The organism is Luteolibacter sp. AS25 (genome assembly GCF_046736275.1).
Lineage (GTDB): Bacteria > Verrucomicrobiota > Verrucomicrobiia > Verrucomicrobiales > Akkermansiaceae > Luteolibacter.
Genome location: NZ_CP151837.1, coordinates 2,379,184 through 2,398,309, shown reverse-complemented (window position 1 = coordinate 2,398,309; position 19,126 = coordinate 2,379,184). Strand labels below are relative to the sequence as shown.

General features: G+C 52.7%; 15 protein-coding genes. 4 read left to right on the top strand and 11 right to left on the bottom strand.

Annotation, left to right across the window (positions count from 1 at the left end):
- Positions 1–76: 76 nt before the first annotated feature.
- From prfA to AAGA79_RS11120, 3 genes are all read right to left on the bottom strand, one after another.
- Entirely contained in the window at positions 77–1,150 is a 1,074-nt protein-coding gene (gene prfA / locus AAGA79_RS11130; protein WP_411825877.1) for a peptide chain release factor 1, read from the bottom strand.
- Positions 1,151–1,275: 125 nt separating this feature from the next.
- Complete coding sequence (locus AAGA79_RS11125; RefSeq protein ID WP_411825876.1) at positions 1,276–2,280, bottom strand: DNA topoisomerase IB; 1,005 nt, start codon at positions 2,278–2,280, stop codon at positions 1,276–1,278.
- A gap of 6 nt (positions 2,281–2,286) precedes the next feature.
- A complete protein-coding gene (locus AAGA79_RS11120) occupies positions 2,287–3,762 on the bottom strand; it encodes an alpha-amylase (RefSeq protein ID WP_411828232.1) in 1,476 nt (491 codons plus the stop codon).
- Between the two features lie 233 nt (positions 3,763–3,995).
- Between AAGA79_RS11120 and AAGA79_RS11115 the strand changes: the two genes are divergently transcribed.
- Positions 3,996–4,856, top strand: coding sequence for a universal stress protein (locus AAGA79_RS11115; protein ID WP_411825875.1), 861 nt, complete (start codon positions 3,996–3,998; stop codon positions 4,854–4,856).
- Positions 4,857–4,961: 105 nt separating this feature from the next.
- On the opposite strand, the gene AAGA79_RS11110 is transcribed toward AAGA79_RS11115, so the two are convergent.
- The 3 genes from AAGA79_RS11110 to AAGA79_RS11100 all read right to left on the bottom strand — a co-directional run bounded on the left by AAGA79_RS11110 (position 4,962) and on the right by AAGA79_RS11100 (position 7,995).
- Entirely contained in the window at positions 4,962–5,684 is a 723-nt protein-coding gene (locus tag AAGA79_RS11110; protein WP_411825874.1) for a ZIP family metal transporter, read from the bottom strand.
- A gap of 61 nt (positions 5,685–5,745) precedes the next feature.
- Complete coding sequence (locus tag AAGA79_RS11105; protein WP_411825873.1) at positions 5,746–6,909, bottom strand: class I SAM-dependent rRNA methyltransferase; 1,164 nt, start codon at positions 6,907–6,909, stop codon at positions 5,746–5,748.
- Positions 6,910–7,092: 183 nt separating this feature from the next.
- Positions 7,093–7,995, bottom strand: coding sequence for a hypothetical protein (locus tag AAGA79_RS11100; protein ID WP_411825872.1), 903 nt, complete (start codon positions 7,993–7,995; stop codon positions 7,093–7,095).
- 93 nt (positions 7,996–8,088) lie between these two features.
- On the opposite strand from AAGA79_RS11100, the gene AAGA79_RS11095 reads away from it, so the two are divergent.
- On the top strand, positions 8,089–9,831 hold the full coding sequence (locus AAGA79_RS11095; RefSeq protein WP_411825871.1) for an amino acid carrier protein: 1,743 nt from the start codon (positions 8,089–8,091) through the stop codon (positions 9,829–9,831).
- 45 nt (positions 9,832–9,876) lie between these two features.
- Complete coding sequence (locus tag AAGA79_RS11090; RefSeq protein ID WP_411825870.1) at positions 9,877–11,913, top strand: ATP-dependent helicase; 2,037 nt, start codon at positions 9,877–9,879, stop codon at positions 11,911–11,913.
- 98 nt (positions 11,914–12,011) lie between these two features.
- Here the strand turns inward: AAGA79_RS11090 and AAGA79_RS11085 are convergent, their stop codons facing one another.
- Positions 12,012–12,332: a bactofilin family protein gene (locus AAGA79_RS11085; RefSeq protein WP_411825869.1), complete on the bottom strand. Its 321-nt coding sequence runs from the start codon at positions 12,330–12,332 to the stop codon at positions 12,012–12,014.
- Positions 12,333–12,459: 127 nt separating this feature from the next.
- Between AAGA79_RS11085 and AAGA79_RS11080 the strand changes: the two genes are divergently transcribed.
- Complete coding sequence (locus tag AAGA79_RS11080) at positions 12,460–13,101, top strand: FHA domain-containing protein (RefSeq protein ID WP_411825868.1); 642 nt, start codon at positions 12,460–12,462, stop codon at positions 13,099–13,101.
- A 110-nt stretch (positions 13,102–13,211) separates the two neighbouring features.
- On the opposite strand, the gene ychF is transcribed toward AAGA79_RS11080, so the two are convergent.
- The 4 genes from ychF to gltX form a co-directional block, all read right to left on the bottom strand.
- On the bottom strand, positions 13,212–14,327 hold the full coding sequence (ychF, locus tag AAGA79_RS11075) for a redox-regulated ATPase YchF (RefSeq protein ID WP_411825867.1): 1,116 nt from the start codon (positions 14,325–14,327) through the stop codon (positions 13,212–13,214).
- A gap of 66 nt (positions 14,328–14,393) precedes the next feature.
- Positions 14,394–15,524: a glycosyltransferase family 4 protein gene (locus tag AAGA79_RS11070; RefSeq protein WP_411825866.1), complete on the bottom strand. Its 1,131-nt coding sequence runs from the start codon at positions 15,522–15,524 to the stop codon at positions 14,394–14,396.
- A gap of 10 nt (positions 15,525–15,534) precedes the next feature.
- A complete protein-coding gene (locus tag AAGA79_RS11065; protein ID WP_411825865.1) occupies positions 15,535–17,574 on the bottom strand; it encodes a capsular polysaccharide biosynthesis protein in 2,040 nt (679 codons plus the stop codon).
- A gap of 232 nt (positions 17,575–17,806) precedes the next feature.
- Positions 17,807–19,111 (bottom strand): glutamate--tRNA ligase, encoded by a 1,305-nt coding sequence (gene gltX / locus AAGA79_RS11060; protein WP_411825864.1) that lies wholly within the window; start codon positions 19,109–19,111, stop codon positions 17,807–17,809.
- Between the last annotated feature and the right edge of the window lie 15 nt (positions 19,112–19,126).

Sequence of the window (19,126 nt, the reverse complement as noted above, 5' to 3'; positions counted from 1 at the left end):
TTGATAAAATAAAGGCCAACCGGAAACGGTTGGCCTTTATCATTGATGGGGAAAGCTATTCAGCTCCCGGATATGTTTACATTCCGGCTTCCGCGAGGCGGTCTGCCATTTCATGTTTCATGAGCTGCTCGGTCATCTCGCCGAGGTCGCCCCCCATGATGGCATCGAGATTGTGCGAGGTGTAGCCGATGCGGTGATCAGTGCAGCGTGATTGTGGGAAGTTGTAGGTACGGATTTTCTCGGATCTATCACCGGAACCGATGAGTGAACGGCGATTTTCCGAGTAAACGGCCTGCTGCTCCTGGAGTTTCTTCTCATAGAGACGGGTGCGCATGATCTGGAGGGCCATTTCCTTGTTTTTCGTCTGGGAACGCCCGTGCTCGCAGCGGACATAGAGACCGGTGGGAAGGTGGAAAATCTGTACGGCCGAATCGGTGGTGTTGACGTGCTGGCCACCTGCACCACCGGACCGGCAGACTTCGATGCGGAGGTCTTCCTGCCTGAGCTCCACGTCCACGTCCTCGGCTTCCGGAAGGACTGCTACGGTGATGGTGGAGGTGTGGACACGCCCTTGGGTTTCAGTGGCTGGCACACGCTGGACGCGGTGGACTCCTGATTCGTATTTGAGATGGCGGAAAACTTCGTCCCCGGTCACTTTTAGGATCACTTCCTTGAATCCACCCACCTCGGATGGGGAGCTCTCCAGGTGTTCTGTTTTCCAGCCTTTCGCGTCAGCGTAGCGCTGGATAAGACGGAGGACTTCACCGGCGAAGAGGGAGGCTTCGTCCCCACCGGCACCGGCACGGATCTCCACCAGCGCGTCGCGATCTTCATTGGGATCGGCCGGAAGGAGTGCGTATTGCATATCCTCGCGGTATTTCACGAGGGATTCCTCGAGGTCGGGGATTTCCATGGCGGCCATTTCCGCCATTTCGGGATCGTCGGATTTGGCTAGTTCCTGATTTTCCTTGAGCTGGATTTCGGTGGATTGAAGCGTATCCCACAGCTCAAGCGTTTGTTGGAGCTTGCGGTGCTCGCGCAGGATTTCGGTGGCGCGCTTCTGGTCATCGAAAAGTGCTGGATCGCCGACGGCTTCTTCGAGTTCACGAAAGCGGTCTTTGCGTTTGGCGATGAGTTGGGAGTAGTCCATGGATGAAATTCTAAATTCTGGTCACGAAATCCGAAACAGTGATTTGTGGGGGCAGTTTTCTTAGCGTGAATCCGGCAGGGTGTCCAATACTGGGTTTCGCGATATAATGGTCCGGGTGATAGAACTTAGACTTTTTGCAGGAAATGGATCAGTTGTGCTTCATTGGTGGATAGCCCGGTGATTTTTTTGACCGGTTTGGTAAACAGTGGTTTCAATCTGCCGGCGCGGTGGAGGGCCAGGATCTCGGGGTGAACGTAGTGTTTTTTACAAACCGGCGGGCGATGGCCGAGTTGCTTGGAGGTGAGTTTCAAAACTTCTGTTTCCTGGTGGATCCTTGCAGTCGCGGATTCCTCTTCATCGCACGTCAAAAGGCCTGCCAATGTGAGCCGGCTCGCATGCCACGTGCGGAAAAACTTCGCGCTGACACCTTCCAATTCGGATTTATCCTTCAGCCATTCGTTTACCTGAGTGGATTCTATCGGGTGATGTTTTCCGTTTTCCCGATACTGGAACAGGCGCTGGCCGGGCAGTTCTTCCATCTCGGAAATGATTTTGCTGAGGGTGGGATGGTTGAGGTCGAATTCGCGCTCCTTGTGACCTTTTGCCGTGTAGCTAAGGTGTATGTTGTTCCCGTCAATATCCGCGTTCCTTTTACGTAGTGTAGTTAGGCCGGATGTTCCGTTTTCCTGATAATAGGTTTCATTTCCAATGCGTGCAGCGGTGCGATCCAGTAATTTCACAACAGCTCCCAGAATACGCTCGCGAGAGACTCCCTCGGGCTTCATGGCGTAGGCCATGGCGGAGCGAAGCTTGGGCAGGGCGAGTCCGAATTCGAGGAGTTCCTGAAATTTCTGATTGTCCCTCCATATGGTCCAAAGCTCGTGGTAGCGGTATTGCTTACGACCCTTGTCATCTAGGCCGGTGGCCTGAAGATGGCCGTTGGGTAACGGACAATACCAGACGTCCCGGTAAGCGGGCGGTATGGCCAAGGCGCCCAGCCTTTGCTTTTCTCCGGGCGCTGTGATGAGTTTTCCATCGGGTGTGGCGTATGAGTAACCCTTTCCACGACGCGTGCGGGTGATGCCGGGGATGTCATCCGAGGTGTAAATAAGTCCCTTGGGAAGTCGCATGGTTTTCTAGTTTGGAACCCATACCGATACTGAGCCTGCCGGGCATTTGAATTCCGCCCAGCCATCTTCACCAATTGCGATTTCTCCTTCAACGTGGCCAAGGATATCGTGGAATTTTTTTCCCGAATAGTCGGTGCCCATTTCCATGCGTTTGGTGAAATCTCCCTGGTTGGACATAATTACCGCACATCCGGCGTGATCCTCGTCCCCCAAGCGTGTGAAGCCGATGCAGTGGGGATCATCAAAATAGACGTTTTGGTGCCCGTATGCGAAGTCCTTGCGGGCTTTCAGCAGGTTCTCCAGACAGCCGACCTTCATGATCTCGATCTCATATTCTTCGCCATCATTTCCAGTGTCTTTGTATTTTGCTCCGTAGAGATCAGGATGGAAAACGCATGGATAACCTTCCGCACGCAGTAGGATCAGAGCGTATGCGAGTGGCTTGAACCATGCTGCGACGGGTGCCTCCAAGGCTTGCAGTGGTTGCGTATCGTGATTTTCAACGAGGGTGACCGCTGCGGTCGGGTTGCTCATCATCAGGGAGTTGTCCAGGATTGTCCGCAGATCGAATACTTCTCCTGCCTCGCTGGCGTTGTGTAGGTTATGATGTAGTGAGGAATCGAAGAGCGTCATAGAGCCATCGACGGCGTCGAGGTATCGCTCAAGCAGCTCGAGATCACCCGGCGCCCAGTATTCGCCTACCGCGAAAACATTTTTCCCGGTATTGGACCGTAGGACTTGCAGCCATTCCTTGTAAAAGTCCGGAGTCATATGCTTCACCGCATCGAGTCTTACTCCGTCGAAATGGCATTGCTCGTGAAACCATTCCCCCCAGTAATTGAGCTCGCCCCGGACGTATGGGTTGCGCGTTTCCAGATCGTTCAACATGAGAAAGTCGAAATTGCCTTTTTCGCAGCTGATCATCTCATCCCAATTATCACCGTAGTCGTTGATAATCCGGTAGATATTGTATCCGTCTTCATTTTCCGCGTGATCGACACCGGTGAAGCAGGTGAAGTCCCATTTGAAGGTGGAGTATTTTTCTCCCCGGCCGGGGAAGGTGAATTTTGTGTATGATTCAATTTCGTAAGGCTCGGTGATGCCGCGGTCCCGATGCTCGGGATCGACTTTGACAACTTGGAATTTCTCCTTCTCGTCACCGCCTCCCTTGTGATTGAGGACGACATCGACGATGACGCCAATGCCATTTTTCTGAAGTGTTTTGCAGGCGTTCAAGAACTGATCCCTTGAGCCATATTTCGTGGGGACTACCCCTTTTTGATCAAATTCACCAAGATCGAAGAGATCGTATGGATCATAACCTGTGCTGAAGCTTCCGCTGGCACCTTTATACGCGGGAGGGAGCCAGGCGGCTGTGATTCCGAGGTTGGCCAGGTATTCCGCCTGATCGGCAGCGTGGTCCCAAAGGAAAGATTCACCGGGTGTATACCAGTGAAAGAACTGAATCATCGTGGAGTTCATAAAGATGAGGCTGAGGTTTTTTTCTGCGGATGCGGCGTGCATCCGGTATGTGAAAAAATGGACACTCAAATTTTCTTCGCACAACGGGAATTTTATCGGGAGGTGATAAAATTATCTCCAGGGGTGAAGTCGGGCAGAAGTTCTCAACCAGAAAATTCAGGGATTTCCTTTCATCTTTACCGCCACATGAAGAGTGTGCATTTATTTATATTATGGACGTTGAAAAAACTATAGTGGCTACAATTGACTTCAGTAATTCATCGCCGTTGGTCCTGCGCCACGCGGTGAAAGAGGCTGATGCCACGGGTTCCAAACTAGTGGCAGTTTACGTGGTGGACGAAAGCTTGCTGGATCATATTTTCAATAGCCGTGAAGGCTCCCCTGATGTGCGTGCCATGGAAAATGAGGCGCGCGAGAAATTCCGCTTACTACGTGCTGAAGCGGCACCGAACTCCAAGGTGACATTCCGTGTGGAGTCTGGAAATCCACCGGAGAAAATCTCTGAGGTGGTGAAGGAAACTTCGGCCACTTTGTTGGTAATCGGGGCAAATGATATGACCAAGAAGCGGCTTGGATCAGTGGCTGCGCGCTGTGTGCGGATGACTCCGTGCGATGTAATGGTTCTCAGGGACTGGCAGGGCGGTGATTTCACCAAGGTCGTGGTTTGTGACGATTTTTCCGCTTCATCTGCCCGGGCTATCAAGATTGGCGCACGACTCGCGGCGGCACAGGATGCGGTCCTGCAGATCGTGAATGTGATGTATCCGCCGGCGCTTGATAGCTGGGGGGCTGTGATGGATCACAAGGAAGACTCGGCGATCCCGTATATCGAGGAGTGCCAGATCAAGGTTGGCGAAATGATGGAAAAATCACTGGCTCCACATCAGGAAGCGCTGAAGGGACTGGAGTGGGAGGCGATAATTCTGGAAGGCGAAAGTTCTTCGATAATGATCGAGGCGCATGTTCGTGCCGAGAAAGCGGACCTCGTAATCATGGGAACCGAGAGCAAATCAAAGCTGGCTAGCTATTTCTTCGGAACAAATGCGGAGCGCCTGCTTCAGGATCTGCCTGTTTCTGTTCTGGCGGTGCGCTAACCTGAGGCTGGCTACGGGGTGTGACACCTTTTGATCAAGGCCGCTGGGATGAAAGCCGCTTTTCCGAGTTTCAGGAAGCCGTGGAGTGAAGATTCTCCACGGCTTTTATTTTGTGAGCATGTGGCCGATCAGGCCCAAAAGGAAACCAGCGACCGCACCCAAGGCCGGGCGGCGGCTATTGCTTAGTTTTGCCTGTGGAGCGATATCCTCGATGACGAGGTAGAGAATACCTCCAGCTGCAAAAAGTTGGGTGGCTCCCACCAGCGAATGCTGCTCGCGGAGGAAAAAATGTCCGGTAAGGGCACTCAATGGGCCGAGCAGGGCCATGAGAGTGAATACTCCAATCAGATGCCAGGGTTTGGATGAGTTGTTTTGCTGGAGTTCGCGGAAGGCATTGAAACCCTCAGGCAAATTTTGGAGGGCAATGAGTGAGGCAAGCAGCACAGCGACAGAAGGCGATGCCATGAATGTCGTGCCGAGCGCGAGGGCTTCAGGGATGAAGTCGGAGAGCATGGCCACCAGTTGGCCAGCCTTACTTTTGCTTTTGGCCAGCATGCTATCCAGCCATGCAAAGGCTAAGCCGCCTCCCCCGAAGCAGAGGATGGTTACCGGGATGGAATTGCTGCGGATGCCTTCGGGAATCAATACGAGGGCAACAGCGGATAGCAAGGCGCCACCGCCGAAGGCGATGACTCCATGCCGGACTTCATTTTCCAGCCAATCAGAATGGATATTTTCGAATCGGGCGATGATCGCGCCGATCGGCATGGAAAGTCCGGCTCCGAGGCTCAGGAGCACGATAATTATCCATTCTGGGAGGTTACTCATAGAGATAAGGGAAGGAGTTGCGGCTCTGCTTTCTGTTCGCGACTGGCTGGAAATTTACCTGCTATCTGGTGGCGATCAGTTGGGAGGTGAAGCCCTTCAGGTAAGAAGTTTCCGGAAGTGTTACCATAATCGGGTGGTCCGGGCGCTGGCTGTGTTCCGCTACCAGGCGGAGAGCTTTCTTCGCGTCCACGGATGCCGAAGCCAAGTTCTCCAGAAAGAGTTCGCGGGAGGCGTGATGCGAGCAACAGAAAGTGGAGAGAAAGCCGCCTTTATCGAGAAGCTTGAGGGCGCGGAGGTGGATTTCCTTATAGCCACGCATTGCGTCGTTGAGGGTCTTTTTGTTTTTGGTAAACGAAGGTGGATCGAGGATGATAAGGTCATACTCCGGCTTTGCTGCTTTTAGGAAATCGAAGACGTTTGCCTCGATTACTTCGATATCCAGGTTGTTGAGTTCGGCATTTTTCCGTGCGGAAGCACAGGCGGAGGCTGAGATATCGACTGCGGTGACCTTGGCCGCGCCGGCCTTTGCACAGGCGAGGGCGAAGCCGCCCTGATTTGTGAAGCAATCGAGAACTCGGAGGCCTTTCGCCATTTTTGCGACTTCGGCATGGGCTTGGAGCTGATCCAGATAGAGGCCGGTTTTTTGGCCGTCGATGAGGTCGATTTCATACTGTAGTCCATTTGCCTCGACGATGAATGCACCGGGATTTTCTCCATGGATGAGTTCAATATACTGCTCCATTCCTTCCGCCTTACGGGAAGGGGAATCGTTGCGGAGAGTGATTGATTTCGGGTTAAGTATGGCTACGAGTGCATCGCGGATGATGTCCTTGCGCATGTCCATGGCCAGTGTGGTGGTCTGAACGCAAAGATGATCACCGTAGCGGTCCACGATGAGACCCGGTATGCCGTCTGACTCAGACCAAACGATACGTGCGAGGGTTTCGTCCAAGCCTTCGGTTTCCTTGCGGAGATTCAGAGACTGCTGGATCCGGCGGGTGAAGAAATCGAGATCGAGGTCCTGACGGCGGCGTGAGAAGCGGCGGGCGACGATTTGCGAGGCCGGGTTATAGATGCCGGTGCCGAGCGGACGATCGCGGAAATCCTTGAGAGTGATTACATCTCCCGGTTGCGGGTTTCCGAAAGCTTTTTTGATTTCGGAGGCGTAGACCCATTCGTGTCCGTGGAAGATTCTGGCACGTGGAGAGATGATAAGGCCGGGCATGGTTTCTGAAACTTTAAATTTGGTGTTCTAAACTCCGGTTTGGAGCGGTGGAGGCGCAGCTTGCTAGGGATTTCCTGATGAGTAAATCATGGAGTGGTCTAACGTCGCTGGTTTTCGGGAAAGGAAAAACCCCCGGCTATTTGCCAGGGGTGCGCTGGTAGAGTGGCGAATGATTGGCCTTCCCTAAGGTTTCATAAGAAGGATGCCGATTGGTGCATGATCCGAGGATTTCCGATCGAATCCGGGAAAGAGGATGGCCTGTTTCTCAGCGAACCCGATGGTTAGCAGGTAGTCGAAGGTGGTAGGATGAAATTTCCGATCTTCCGGGTCCGGATCGCTCAGCCAAGTTTCGCGTTTCTCCTTGGGCGTTTTATCCCAGGAGTTGTGGAATCCGGCTTCCACCAAATCTGCGATGGCAGTGCATTTCGGAAATTGTCCGTCGTGGTTGCTATTAAAGTCTCCACCGATGAGCCAGCCGAGGATTTCCTTATCCTTGAACTTTTTTTCCATCGCGGCTTTGTGGGCAATGATCTGGCGCACCGATTCGGCGCGGGTATCAGCTACATCCTGTTCACCTTCGGGAGTTTCGCTGCCGCGGTTGCTCTTGAGATGGACGGAATAAACCATGATGAGGCCGCCGTCGGGGTGGTTCAGGGCTGCGAAGGCGAATCCACGGCTCAGGTTTGGGAGACCTTTGCTGGGCTCGAACGCCTCGAACCAAGCTGAATCCGCGGTGAGAGTAGAGGCGATGGCGCACTGTTGCGGGCCTACGGTTTTACGATCATAGCCGAGGAAGCTGCTGAAAGTATGAAGCTTCATGTTCGGGACAACGGAAATGAGGTCTTCGAAGGCGGGCTGGTAGCCGAGTTCCTGTGCCAGAAAAATGTCGGGCGAGAGCTTTTCAAGGGTAACTTTCGCGGCGGCGATCTGAGCGTCCCGTTCCTCTTTGGGTGCATAAGGTCTCCCGCCGGGAAACCACTCGATGTTCCACGTTACTGCTTTGATAGGCTCTGCGATGAGTGCCGGGGAAAGCGTCAGACAAAGGAGAATGACACGGACGAGGATGTTATTGGGGGCTGATTGCATTTGATTTGTTCGGGTTGTATAGCATTCGGCGCACCTTATACAGCCGGGATTGTTTCTTGCAGGTTGGCACGCGGGTTGCCAGTGTTCGAGGAAATGAATTTTTACGCGTTGCGCAGGCTTTGGTTCTACATTATTTCGCTATCTTTTTTGTCACTTGGATTGGCGTCGGCGCAGGAGAGTTTATCGATAGATCAAAGGATCGACGGGTTGTTGGAGCCGGTTGCGGTGTGGACCGATAAGATTGTTTTTTATTCAGTTCCTGTGTTCGGGCAGGGTCTGCCGATTGTTCTGGTGTTGCTTGCGTTCACTGGAGTTTTCCTGACGATTTATTTCGGTTTCATCAACTTCAGGGCTTTCGGATTGGCACTGCGGACTGTGCGGGGAAAATATTCGACCGCGGACGATCCGGGGCAAATCACGCATTTTCAGGCTCTTTCCACCGCACTTTCGGCCACAGTCGGTCTCGGAAATATCGCGGGCGTGGCTGTAGCTATCAGTATTGGCGGTCCGGGAGCTGTGTTCTGGATGGTGGTCATGGGTCTGCTGGGTATGACCTCCAAATTCGCCGAGTGTACCTTGGGGGTTGCTTACCGTGATATTGATGGGAACGGCCGTGTCCATGGCGGCGCGATGAGATATCTGGAAAAAGGCCTCAAGGAGAAAGGCTTCGGGAAGTTAGGGAAGGGTTTGGCGATCTTTTTTGCAATCGCCTGTGTGGGTGGAGCCCTAGGTGCTGGAAATATGTTTCAGATGAATCAATCCGCGGAGCAGGTGACGGAGGTTTTCGGGATTTTCGGTGATGGTCAGGGTTGGATTCTGGGAGTGATCGTGGCGTTTATGGTTGGCGCGGTGATTATTGGAGGAATCGTCTCCATCGCCCGTGTGACGGCGATTCTGGTGCCGTTTATGACCATCATTTATGTGATCGCCTGTGTGGTGGTGCTGGCTGGATATATGCCACAGATACCCGAGGCTTTGATGACCATCGTCCGGGAGGCCTTCTCGATGGAGGCTGGTATCGGTGGTTTGGTGGGCGGAGTGATCCAAGGGATCAAGAGGGGCGTTTTCTCAAATGAGGCGGGCTTGGGTTCTGCTGCAATCGCGCATGCTCCGGTGAAAACCAGAAGACCGGCGAGTGAGGGTGTGGTGGCACTTCTGGAGCCTTTCATCGATACGGTTGTGATCTGTCTGATGACTTCTCTGGTGATCGTAACTACCGGGATCTGGACGGTGGATGCGAATGTGAACAGAACCGCCACGCTACGTGAGGCCCCTAATTCAGAAGCGGCTGTGGTGGTGGAGATGACCGACCGTGACCTCGTGCATGTGGTGGAGGCCGGCGAGGAGTGGTATGAGGTGCAGTTGAAAGACGGAATGGGTGATGGATTTGTGGAGAGCGATGCGGTGACCGAGCGCGGCGGCTGGTCCGGTGGCATCTGGCTGACTTCACGATCCTTCGGGACCGTAATACCTTGGTTCCCATATGTCCTGGCTGTGGCGGTATTCCTATTCGCGTTCTCCACGATGATTTCATGGTCCTATTACGGGGAGCAGGCGGTTTATTACCTCTTCGGCGGGAGCAAGGCTGTGATTCTTGGATACAAATTTATCTTCTGTGTCTGCATTGTCTTCGGCGCGGCGTCTTCACTGAAAAATGTGCTGATGCTTTCCGATGCGATGTATTTCGCAATGGTGGCCCCGAACCTGATAGGAATTTACTTCCTGCTTCCAAGGATTCGTCTGGAGCTTTCCAGATTTATGGACTTTGCAAAAAACGTGGATTCAGGGGATTCTCTGGATGTGGCCGAGGCGAAAGCGAAGGCATCTGAAAATTGATTTAGTGGAAGTTTTCCAAAAGCCGTGTGAGGCTACGTCGAGGACATGGCGAGGGAATATAAATTGCAACGGACGAGGCCTGCTTCGGCTTCCGGAATCGATTACAAGGCTGCTCTCAATGGAGAGCAGTTGGCGGCAGTAACTTCGCCGCCCGGTAAGGCCCTGGTGATCGCGGGTGCAGGGTCTGGAAAAACGAGGACGCTCACCTACAGGGTTTCCTGGCTATTGGATCAGGGAGAGACGGCGAGAAATATCCTGCTTCTTACTTTCACAAATAAAGCGGCGCGGGAAATGGTGGAGCGGGTGCGCGGGCTGGTTAAGGGGGATGTGACAGATCTTTGGGCGGGGACGTTCCACTCCATTTGTAACCGGATTTTACGCCGGCATGCGGATGAAATCGGCTTCACGAAATCGTTCTCAATTCTGGATAGGGACGACCAGAAGTCATTGATGAAGGCTGTGGTCGGGGCCAGCGATATCGATACGAAGGAGAGACGTTTTCCAAAGCCTGATGTCCTGATTTCGATGTATAGTCTGATGGCAAATACCGGAGTGACTCTCGAGGAGCTCCTGAAGACCCGGTATCCGTATTTTGGGGAGTGGGCGGAGCAATTGGAGACGGTGAGGGCAGCTTATGCGAAGAAAAAGCAGGATACCAATTCGCTGGATTTCGATGACATGCTCTGCATGACGGTGGAACTTTTCAAGAAGCACCCGGAAGTGCTGAAAATATATCAGAACCGTTTCAAAAATTTACTCGTGGATGAGTATCAGGATACAAATGCGGTGCAGAGCGAATTGATCGACCTGCTTGCGGGCGATTCGAATAGTCTCATGGCAGTCGGTGATGATTCACAATCAATCTACTCATGGCGCGGCGCCGAGGTGGATCATATCTTGAATTTCCAGGACCGGTATGAGGATTCTGTGATTTATACGATTGAGACGAATTATCGCAGTGTGCCTGAAATTCTGGACCTATCCAATGCTGCGATTTCGGCGAACAAGATGCGGTTTGAAAAAAATCTGCGTTCCTCTCGCGGGGAGGTTGGTGCCAAGCCTGCTTTGGTGGCTTTGGAGGATCCTGCTGCCCAAGCAAACTTCGTCGCCCAGCGGATGCTGGAACTTCGGGACGAGGGTATCGAGCTGACAGAAATGGCAGTGCTGTATCGGGCGCATTTCCAGAGTTTGGAGGTTCAGATGGAACTGACCCGCCGTGGTATTCCATTTGGTATCACGAGTGGTCTTAGATTCTTCGAACAGGCACATATCAAGGATGTGGCCGCTTTTCTGAGGTTTGTGACGAACCGGAAGGATGAGGTTAGTTTCAAGAGGATGGTGCAGATGTTACCAGGTTGTGGGCCGGGCGCTGCAGAGAAGCTTTGGCAGAAATGGGTGCAAAACCCGGCTTCCGGGAATGAGGAGCCGCCGGACAAATGGTCTGGTATATTGCTGGGATTCCCGATCCCGAAAAAAGCAGCGAAGCATTGGGAACAACTTTGCTACACGATGGATGAGTTGAGCCCAGGACGGGTCTTTGCCACTCCCTCCGAGATGATTTTCAGTGTTCTGGAGGGTGTGTATGACGATTACCTGAAGGAGAGTTTTGAAAATTACGAAGCTCGGCGCGCTGATATCGAGCAGCTTATCCAATATGGAGGTGGCTTCGATGATGTGCTGGAGTTCCTTGCTCAGCTTTCACTGATGAGCACTACTGATGGTGAGCCGTCAGGGGATCAATCCGAAATCGATGACGACAAGGTTACACTTTCTTCGATTCACCAAGCGAAGGGGCTGGAGTGGAAGGTGGTATTCCTGATTTGGCTGGCGGATGGACAATTCCCCAATGGACGTATTCTGGATGCGGATGACGAGGCAGCGTTTGAGGAGGAGCGCCGATTGTTTTATGTGGCTCTCACAAGGGCCAAGGACGAGCTGTATCTCAGCTATCCGATGCTGAATCCCAAAAGCTATAGCGGAGATATCTTGTGCCGTCCTTCCCGCTTTCTCGACGACTTCCCGCAGGAGTTGGTCGAGGAGTGGAATGTCGGGAATGAGTGGACCGAGGACGAGCCATTCTAAGAGCGCTACTCTTCGGAATTCCAGGCAAGGAAAAAGGCGAGCTGTGATGCTCGCCTCCTTAAAATTTGAAATGCTACGGAGTCTTCCGCAGCAGTTGGTTACGCGCCGATCTCGGTGCGGCCGGAAAGCTGAGCGCCTTCTTCCATGGAGAATACCTTGGATTTGATGTCACCGTTGATTTTGGATTTGTCCTTCAGTTCGCAGCGCTGGGAAGTGATTTTTCCTTCGACGTTGCCGTATACTTTCACGTCACCTGCTGTGACATCACCTTTGACAATTGCGTTTTCGCCGATGGTGACTTTGCCTTTATCTGATTTGATCTCGCCTTCGATTTTTCCATCGATGATCATGTCGTTGGAGAAGTGAATTGATCCGATGATTTCAATTCCAGTGGAGAGGACGTTGGTCGCGTTTGCCATAACAAATAGAAAGAAGCAGACTGGGTGCCTGCTGGCAATGGGAAAGAATTTGAAAGTTCACTGATTTTCAAGTGTATGTCCTTTTGAATTTCCGTTAGGAATCAGGTGACAACGCGTATTTATCATTATGCCCAGAGTAATCATTACAGTGCCGGAGAGAGATGCCCAACCATACCGGTTTCAGCTCGATAGAAAGTCAGTGAGTATCGGTAGGGGGAGCGACAATGATATTGTGCTGGATAGCGGCTCTGTCTCCGGAAGACATGCCGAAATGCGCCGAGTGGAAGGCGGATACGAACTGGTCGATTGCGGCTCCACCAATGGCATCAAATACGATGGGAGACGTGTGGATGCGGTAGCGCTTCAATCCGGCATGGAAGTAAAGCTCGGTGATGTTTCATTCCTTTTTGATTTATCGGATGAGGAGCGTTCTTCCCTGGAGTTGGAAGCTCCCCGGCAAGAGGCTCCGGTAGTGCAGGAACGGTCTCTACCACGGCCACCTCCTAGGCGGCGTCAAGCGCAGCCACAGGACGATAGTTATCGGCCACCTGCAAAACAATCTCGCTATCAAACCAAGGAATCCGCGGGTATGGGATTGGGATCGATCGTGATGTTTCTTTTACTAACTGCCGCCGCGTTTTTCGGAGGGTTATACGTGAGGCATGAAAAAGACACTGGTGTATCCTTGATTCATGCGATGGGGAACAAAGGCAATTTGGAAAATGCCTCCCCGGTAGCGGAGCCACCTGCAGCCAATCCGGCACAATAGCGGATGTTCGGGGCTTTGCCTTCTTGGGTTGCCCCGAGTGCTGGGGAGTAGTCCCCATGGAAAAAAACCGAAATCATCCTCTACGGGGTAGAGGATGTTTGGTCTGGAAGTTAGACGTTGAATCGGAATTCGATCACGTCTCCGTCTTTTACCACGTATTCCTTGCCTTCGATTTTGAGTTTTCCGGCTTCCTTGCAGGCGTTTTTGGAGCCCAGTGAGTTGAGGTCGTCGAAGTGGACAACTTCAGCTGCGATGAATCCGCGCTCGAAATCGGTGTGAATGACGCCGGCGGCTGCGGGTGCTTTATCGCCTTCGGTGATGGTCCAGGCGCGGGTTTCCTGAACCCCTGTGGTGAGGTATGTGCGGAGGCCGAGAAGGTGATATACACCCCGGATGAGGCCGGAGACTCCGGAATCCTTCACGCCCATATCTGCAAGGAATTCGGCAACTTCTTCTGGCTCGAGTTCGGAAAGTTCTTCCTCGATACGGGCAGAGATCACGACCGCTTCCGCGCCGGAATGTTCGGCGGCGTATTTGCGGACCTGGGAGACGAGTTCATGGGAATCCGGGTTGTCGGTTGCGCCGGCCAGCTCGCCTTCTGCCACGTTGCACGCGTAGATGGTTTTCTTGGATGAAAGGAGGAAGAATTCCTTAACTATTTCCGCATCGTCTTCGCTGAAATCTATGGTGAGCGCTGGTTTACCTGAATCAAGATGAGGCATGATGATGTCGATTAGCTCGACTTCCTTCTTGGATTCCTTGTCTCCGCCTTTTGCTTTCTTTTCGCGGGATGAGCGGCGTTTCTCAAGAGCCGCCATATCAGCGAGGATCAGCTCGGAATTGATGATTTCAATGTCGCGGATCGGATCCACGGAGCCGAGTTCGTGAATGATATCGTCGTCCTGAAAGCAGCGGATCACCTGCACGATTGCATCGGTCTCGCGGATGTTTGCGAGGAATTTATTGCCCAGACCGGCTCCTTCGGACGCGCCTTCAACTAGTCCTGCGATATCGACAAATTCGATGGCTGTAGGGACAAGTTTCTGGGATCCGGAGATCTTTGAGAGCACAGCCAGGCGATCATCCGGAACTGTTACAACACCGATGTTCGGATCGATGGTACAGAATGGATAGTTCGCCGCCTCCGCCTTTCTGGTGCGGGTGACTGCGTTGAAGAGAGTTGATTTTCCGACGTTTGGTAGGCCTACGATTCCTGCTTTGAGCATTGCTCCGAAGGTTTGGCAGGGGCGGGGAACGAGTGCGAGAAGAATCTTTAAAGGAAAGAAACGTTCTCAGGATTCCGGGTTTTCGGAAATAGCCTGGAGCAGAAGTGCCTCAAACTGATCGACGATGGATGGCCAGCCAAGAGTCTCGACGGTTTTGCGGGCATTTCCGGCGATCTGCTCCCGTAATTGCGGATCGAGAAGTCGTTTTGCGGCATCAAGATATTTATCTTCGTCTCCTTTGGGAGCCTTCAGGCAATCGACGCCATCGGTGCCGTGCCAGCCGGCGGCGGCGTAGTCGTAAGCGAGGGTGGCGAGACCGGATGCCATCCCTTCGAGCATGACGTTTCCAAAAGTTTCAGTCTCGCTGGGGAAAAGCAGGATATCGGCGGAGGCGTAGCATTCCGCAAGCTGTTCTCCAATGTAGTAGCCGGGGAAGTGGACTTCCGGATGGGCGCGGGCGAGTTTTTTACAGGTTGGGCCATCCCCTACGACGATTGCGACCATTTCAGGATGGATCTCCCGCATTGTCGCGAACGCCCGGATGGCTAACTCGATATTCTTTTCCGCGGAAACTCGCCCAACTACCAGTGCGACGGGCGTTTTCTCGTCAGCACCCCATGATTTTCTCAGTTCGGCATTTCTTTTTTCCGGTGTGAAAAGGCGGGTATCGACGCCGCGGCCCAGAACATCGACTTTGACGAAACCTTCCGCTTCCAGTTTTTCACGCATTCCCGGGGAGGGGACAATTGTTTTGAATAACCTTCCATGGAACCATTTCTGATAGGCACCGACTGGTATGGCGATGGGATCCATTCGGTAATCCAAGAGGTATTCCTTGAAATTCGTATGGAAGCCTCCGACGAGCGGAATCCCCAGAGAACGAGCAGCGTTCATCGCCGAAAATCCGAGAGGTGTTTCAATGGCGATGTAGACGATATCAGGTCGCTGCCTTTTCCATCGGCGTCTGATCTGACCCAGCCATGGGGCGCCAACGTTGATTTCCCAGTAGCCGGGTAGGGGCCAGGAGAAAATCGCGGTTTCATCCTCTCCATGAGCTTTGCCCGAGCGGAGTATCGTTACGCGGTGGCCTAGCTCCCTAAGTCCACGGGCGAGGCGTCCGAGAGAAATAGCTACGCCATTGATGTCGGGCACGTAGGTGTCCGTTACAATCTCGATATGTAGGGGAGTAGCGCTCACGAAGTGATGTTTATCGGCGGGCCAATTTGACCCAAGAGGCCTTTAGTATCGAAACAATTCGTAAATGCCATGCTCTGCGTTCTCCCACGGTTTCGCCTAGAGATAAGAGACGGGCAATTTGTAGGGCGGTTGTAAATTCTCCGCTTACAGGATTCAGGTAACGTGGATATCGGATCAATGCGCCACAGACGAGTTCTTCCACGGCAAGCGTGCGGGATCTTCTTGGGCAGGAAAGATGGTCTCTGGTGAGCCCCCAGCCTGCATAAAAAGGAATGCCATATGTCCGGACGGGAATGCCGCGGAGAATAGCCTCGAATCCGACGGTGGATGTCATGGTGTAAACTTCATCGCATAGCTCGAGCCAATCGATGATATTTCCATCACTGACGACCAGATCTGCGATTTTTTCAGCGCCGTCCGGGAGGAGTTGACCGTGTCTTGCACCTGCAACCAAATCTGGATGACATTTAAAAATGATGTAGGCGTCCGGCTCCTCTGCGCGGACTTTCCCGAGGAGTTCTCCATTTGTTTTGACCTCCGGACTTCCTGTTTTGATAGAGGCATCAAGTTCCACCTGTCCCGGGACTAGGATAACCTTTTTCCCGCCAGCATCATCCCGATTCCAATTGATTTTCGATTTCGCCAAATTGTATTTCGAGATGCGATTTTTCCTCAAGAAATTCGAGATTTCCTCAGCGTGGATCATCTCGCTTTCCGAAAAATTGCCATCTTGTAGAATTCCTTCCAAGCGGCTCGGCTTTGTAGGGTCGAAATAAATTCCCGAATCATCGAAAACCCACGAGAGAGGGCGATGAAATGTCGCCCCGAGTCCGGTAGATCTGAGAAAGCCATCTTCAATCCGGACTACGGGCAGTGTATTTTCGGGTGGCTCTTGTTTTGATCCCCAGAGGATTAGTTTTGAATTCGGTGTGGCTGCAGCTAACTGCTTCAGTTCCTCAGGAGAATCCGCATGGATAAGGGTATTTCCAGGGGATTGGAAAAATCCCTCGGCCAAGGTCTTTTTCCATGGGACCCAAGATACGGTAATACAGGTTCCTGCGTTTTCTTTTGCGATCTCACGCTGGAGTTCGATGTGTTGCAGAATTCTATCCAATCCACAAGGGGCTCCCGTATCGGGATCAAAGAAATGTGAATACTGGAGATAGGAGGCTTGGAACAATCTCTCGATGGTAACCGGATTTTTTCGCTCGCTTCCCGGCTTATTGCACCGGTCTTCGGTGAGCCCCCATCCTGCGTAAAAATTCCAGCCGTATGTTTTGACTTTCCGTCCGTGTAGAAGTGCCTCCATGCCCATCAGGGATGTGGCTGCGTAGACCTCATCGCAGAATTTGAAGCATTCTGCTGGGGAAAGGTTGGATGGAAGAATTTTCACCCGAGGCTCTGTGAAGACCCATTCCGAGAAGCAGGAGTGTTTTCCTCTGTAGGTATGATCGGGGTGAGAGCGGAGATAAACCGGCTTTTGTGGATGCTCATCGAGTGCATCGCGCACCATCCGGTCAAAGTCGGATTCTTCCACTCCGCCATAGGCTATTGAAGTGTCACCCCGGGTTTGGTCGACGACCATTATACCCATTTCCTGAGGGCGATCGACCTCGAGGAAATCGCCGGGATACCAGTTGTATTTCGATGCGTTTGATTGGCAGAAACGGGAAATAAGGTCGTTAATTGAGACCTTATCGTGGTCTGGAGCATCTCTCATCCACCCGGATTTTTCGCCGCTGTTGAGTGCATGGATGAGATCACTATTTCCACTTGCGTCATAATAGATGCCCCTGGAGTCAGCGACCAAGCCGTAGACTTTACCGCTGCCGGGCTTCATGGAGCGTAGAAATGCGTCTTCGAGCAAAAGTGGTTCTGAACCGAATCTTTCAGCCTGCTGTTTCGCTGATTTTCCACTGGGCCGATAGCCCCAACCGACTGAAATTTGTTTGGAATCCAGTTCCAGCTTCTCAGCCATTCCATCCAGCAATGGATGCTTCCAGAGTTTACGGAAAGGCCAGCGGATACGGAGCGTTTGGCGGTCTGGCATGTGCTTCCATATGGTCCGGCATGAGGTTTTTTGTCAAACCCCAGTTCCTCGGGAAATAGGTGTATTTTGACGGAATTGCCCAATTTTGAACGTCTTCGCCTCATTATCCCTGTGTTAGAGAACTACCGTGGACGAATCCTTGATGCCGAATAGCTACAAAGGCTGCGGCGGACGTGAATCCCGTCCTTCCCGCAGCTTGGAGACATGGGAACTGCCGTGCTGGTAGCTTTTCCTAGAAGTTTCTCAGCCTGGAGATTGTTTTCTCTTTTCCCAGGATCTCGAAAATATCACCGAGATCGGGGCCGCCTGAACGGCCGGAGAGTGCCACTCGGGTAGGGAACATGAGCTGGCCCATTTTAGTGCCGTTTGCAGTTGCTACAGCTGTGATTGCTCGTTTTGCCGCATCCGCGTTCCACTCTGTGATGTTCTCCATTTCGTTGGCGACTGCGATAAGGTGGGAGGCATTCGGGTTTGTCTTTGCCTTGGTAAGAGCTTCCGGATCCTGGGTGATTTCGTCTAGGACGAGGAAGTCGATTGCATTCGGCACTTCGCTCAGCAGACGTAATTTGTCTTTCACTGCGCCAACTATGGTCGGGTAGCTTTCGCTAATTGGCAGGCCGGCGGTTTCCACGAATGGCTGAGCGAGAGTAGCGAATTCCTCAGGAGTGATTTTTGCGATGTGCTGTTGGTTCACCCAAGTGCATTTCTCAAGATCGAATCGGCCGGGGGAGCGGTTGACGTTTTCGAGGGAAAAGCGGTCGATCAGCTCGGTGAGGGTGAAGATTTCCTCATCGGTTTTCGATGACCAGCCAAGGAGGGCGATGAAGTTGACAACTGCCTGTGGGAGAAAGCCTTGCTTCGGGTAATCATGCACGGCGGCACCTTCATCCCGCTTGGACATTTTGGAGCCGTTCGGATTGAGGATGAGTGGGATGTGAGCGTATTGAGGAGGAGTGGCGCCGAAGGCCTCGATGAGCTGGAGGTGCTTCGGGGTATTCATGAGGTGATCCTCGCCACGAATGACGTGGGACATTTTCATTTCCAGATCGTCCACTACATTTACGAAGTGGAAAACATAGGATCCATCGCTACGGCGGACGACCATATCCGGTGTGTTCGATTCATCACGGTAGTCGATGGTGACTTCTCCGCAGACGAGATCGTTCATGGTGATGGGTTTGCGATCGAAACGGAAACGATAGGCGTCGCCGTCTTTGTAGAGCCGATCTGCGGCGAGGAGTTTTTCGAAATATGTATCGTAGATTTCCTTGCGCTGGGATTGGTAGTAGGAGGTTCCGTCGGGGGAAGGGTTCGGGGATTCCGGACCTTCATCCCAATCAAGTCCCAGCCATGTGAGGCCGTCGAAAATAGCTTTGCGGGCGGCTTCCGTGTTGCGCGCCTGATCAGTATCCTCGACGCGGAGGATGAATTTTCCGTTGTGTTTGCGGGCGTAGAGCCAGTTGAAGAGGGCTGTGCGGGCGCCGCCTACGTGAAGGTAGCCGGTTGGTGATGGTGCGAAGCGGGTGCGGACTGTCATGTGATCTAAGTATGA

Excerpts from the sequence above, each read along its gene's own strand:
- prfA (WP_411825877.1), bottom strand. The coding sequence starts at position 1,150 with ATGGACTACTCCCAACTCATCGCCAAACGCAAAGACCGCTTTCGTGAA.
- AAGA79_RS11125 (WP_411825876.1), bottom strand. The coding sequence starts at position 2,280 with ATGCGACTTCCCAAGGGACTTATTTACACCTCGGATGACATCCCCGGC.
- AAGA79_RS11120 (WP_411828232.1), bottom strand. The coding sequence starts at position 3,762 with ATGAACTCCACGATGATTCAGTTCTTTCACTGGTATACACCCGGTGAA.
- AAGA79_RS11110 (WP_411825874.1), bottom strand. The coding sequence starts at position 5,684 with ATGAGTAACCTCCCAGAATGGATAATTATCGTGCTCCTGAGCCTCGGA.
- AAGA79_RS11105 (WP_411825873.1), bottom strand. The coding sequence starts at position 6,909 with ATGCCCGGCCTTATCATCTCTCCACGTGCCAGAATCTTCCACGGACAC.
- AAGA79_RS11100 (WP_411825872.1), bottom strand. The coding sequence starts at position 7,995 with ATGCAATCAGCCCCCAATAACATCCTCGTCCGTGTCATTCTCCTTTGT.
- AAGA79_RS11095 (WP_411825871.1), top strand. The coding sequence starts at position 8,089 with ATGAATTTTTACGCGTTGCGCAGGCTTTGGTTCTACATTATTTCGCTA.
- AAGA79_RS11090 (WP_411825870.1), top strand. The coding sequence starts at position 9,877 with ATGGCGAGGGAATATAAATTGCAACGGACGAGGCCTGCTTCGGCTTCC.
- AAGA79_RS11085 (WP_411825869.1), bottom strand. The coding sequence starts at position 12,332 with ATGGCAAACGCGACCAACGTCCTCTCCACTGGAATTGAAATCATCGGA.
- AAGA79_RS11080 (WP_411825868.1), top strand. The coding sequence starts at position 12,460 with ATGCCCAGAGTAATCATTACAGTGCCGGAGAGAGATGCCCAACCATAC.
- ychF (WP_411825867.1), bottom strand. The coding sequence starts at position 14,327 with ATGCTCAAAGCAGGAATCGTAGGCCTACCAAACGTCGGAAAATCAACT.
- AAGA79_RS11065 (WP_411825865.1), bottom strand. The coding sequence starts at position 17,574 with ATGCCAGACCGCCAAACGCTCCGTATCCGCTGGCCTTTCCGTAAACTC.
- gltX (WP_411825864.1), bottom strand. The coding sequence starts at position 19,111 with ATGACAGTCCGCACCCGCTTCGCACCATCACCAACCGGCTACCTTCAC.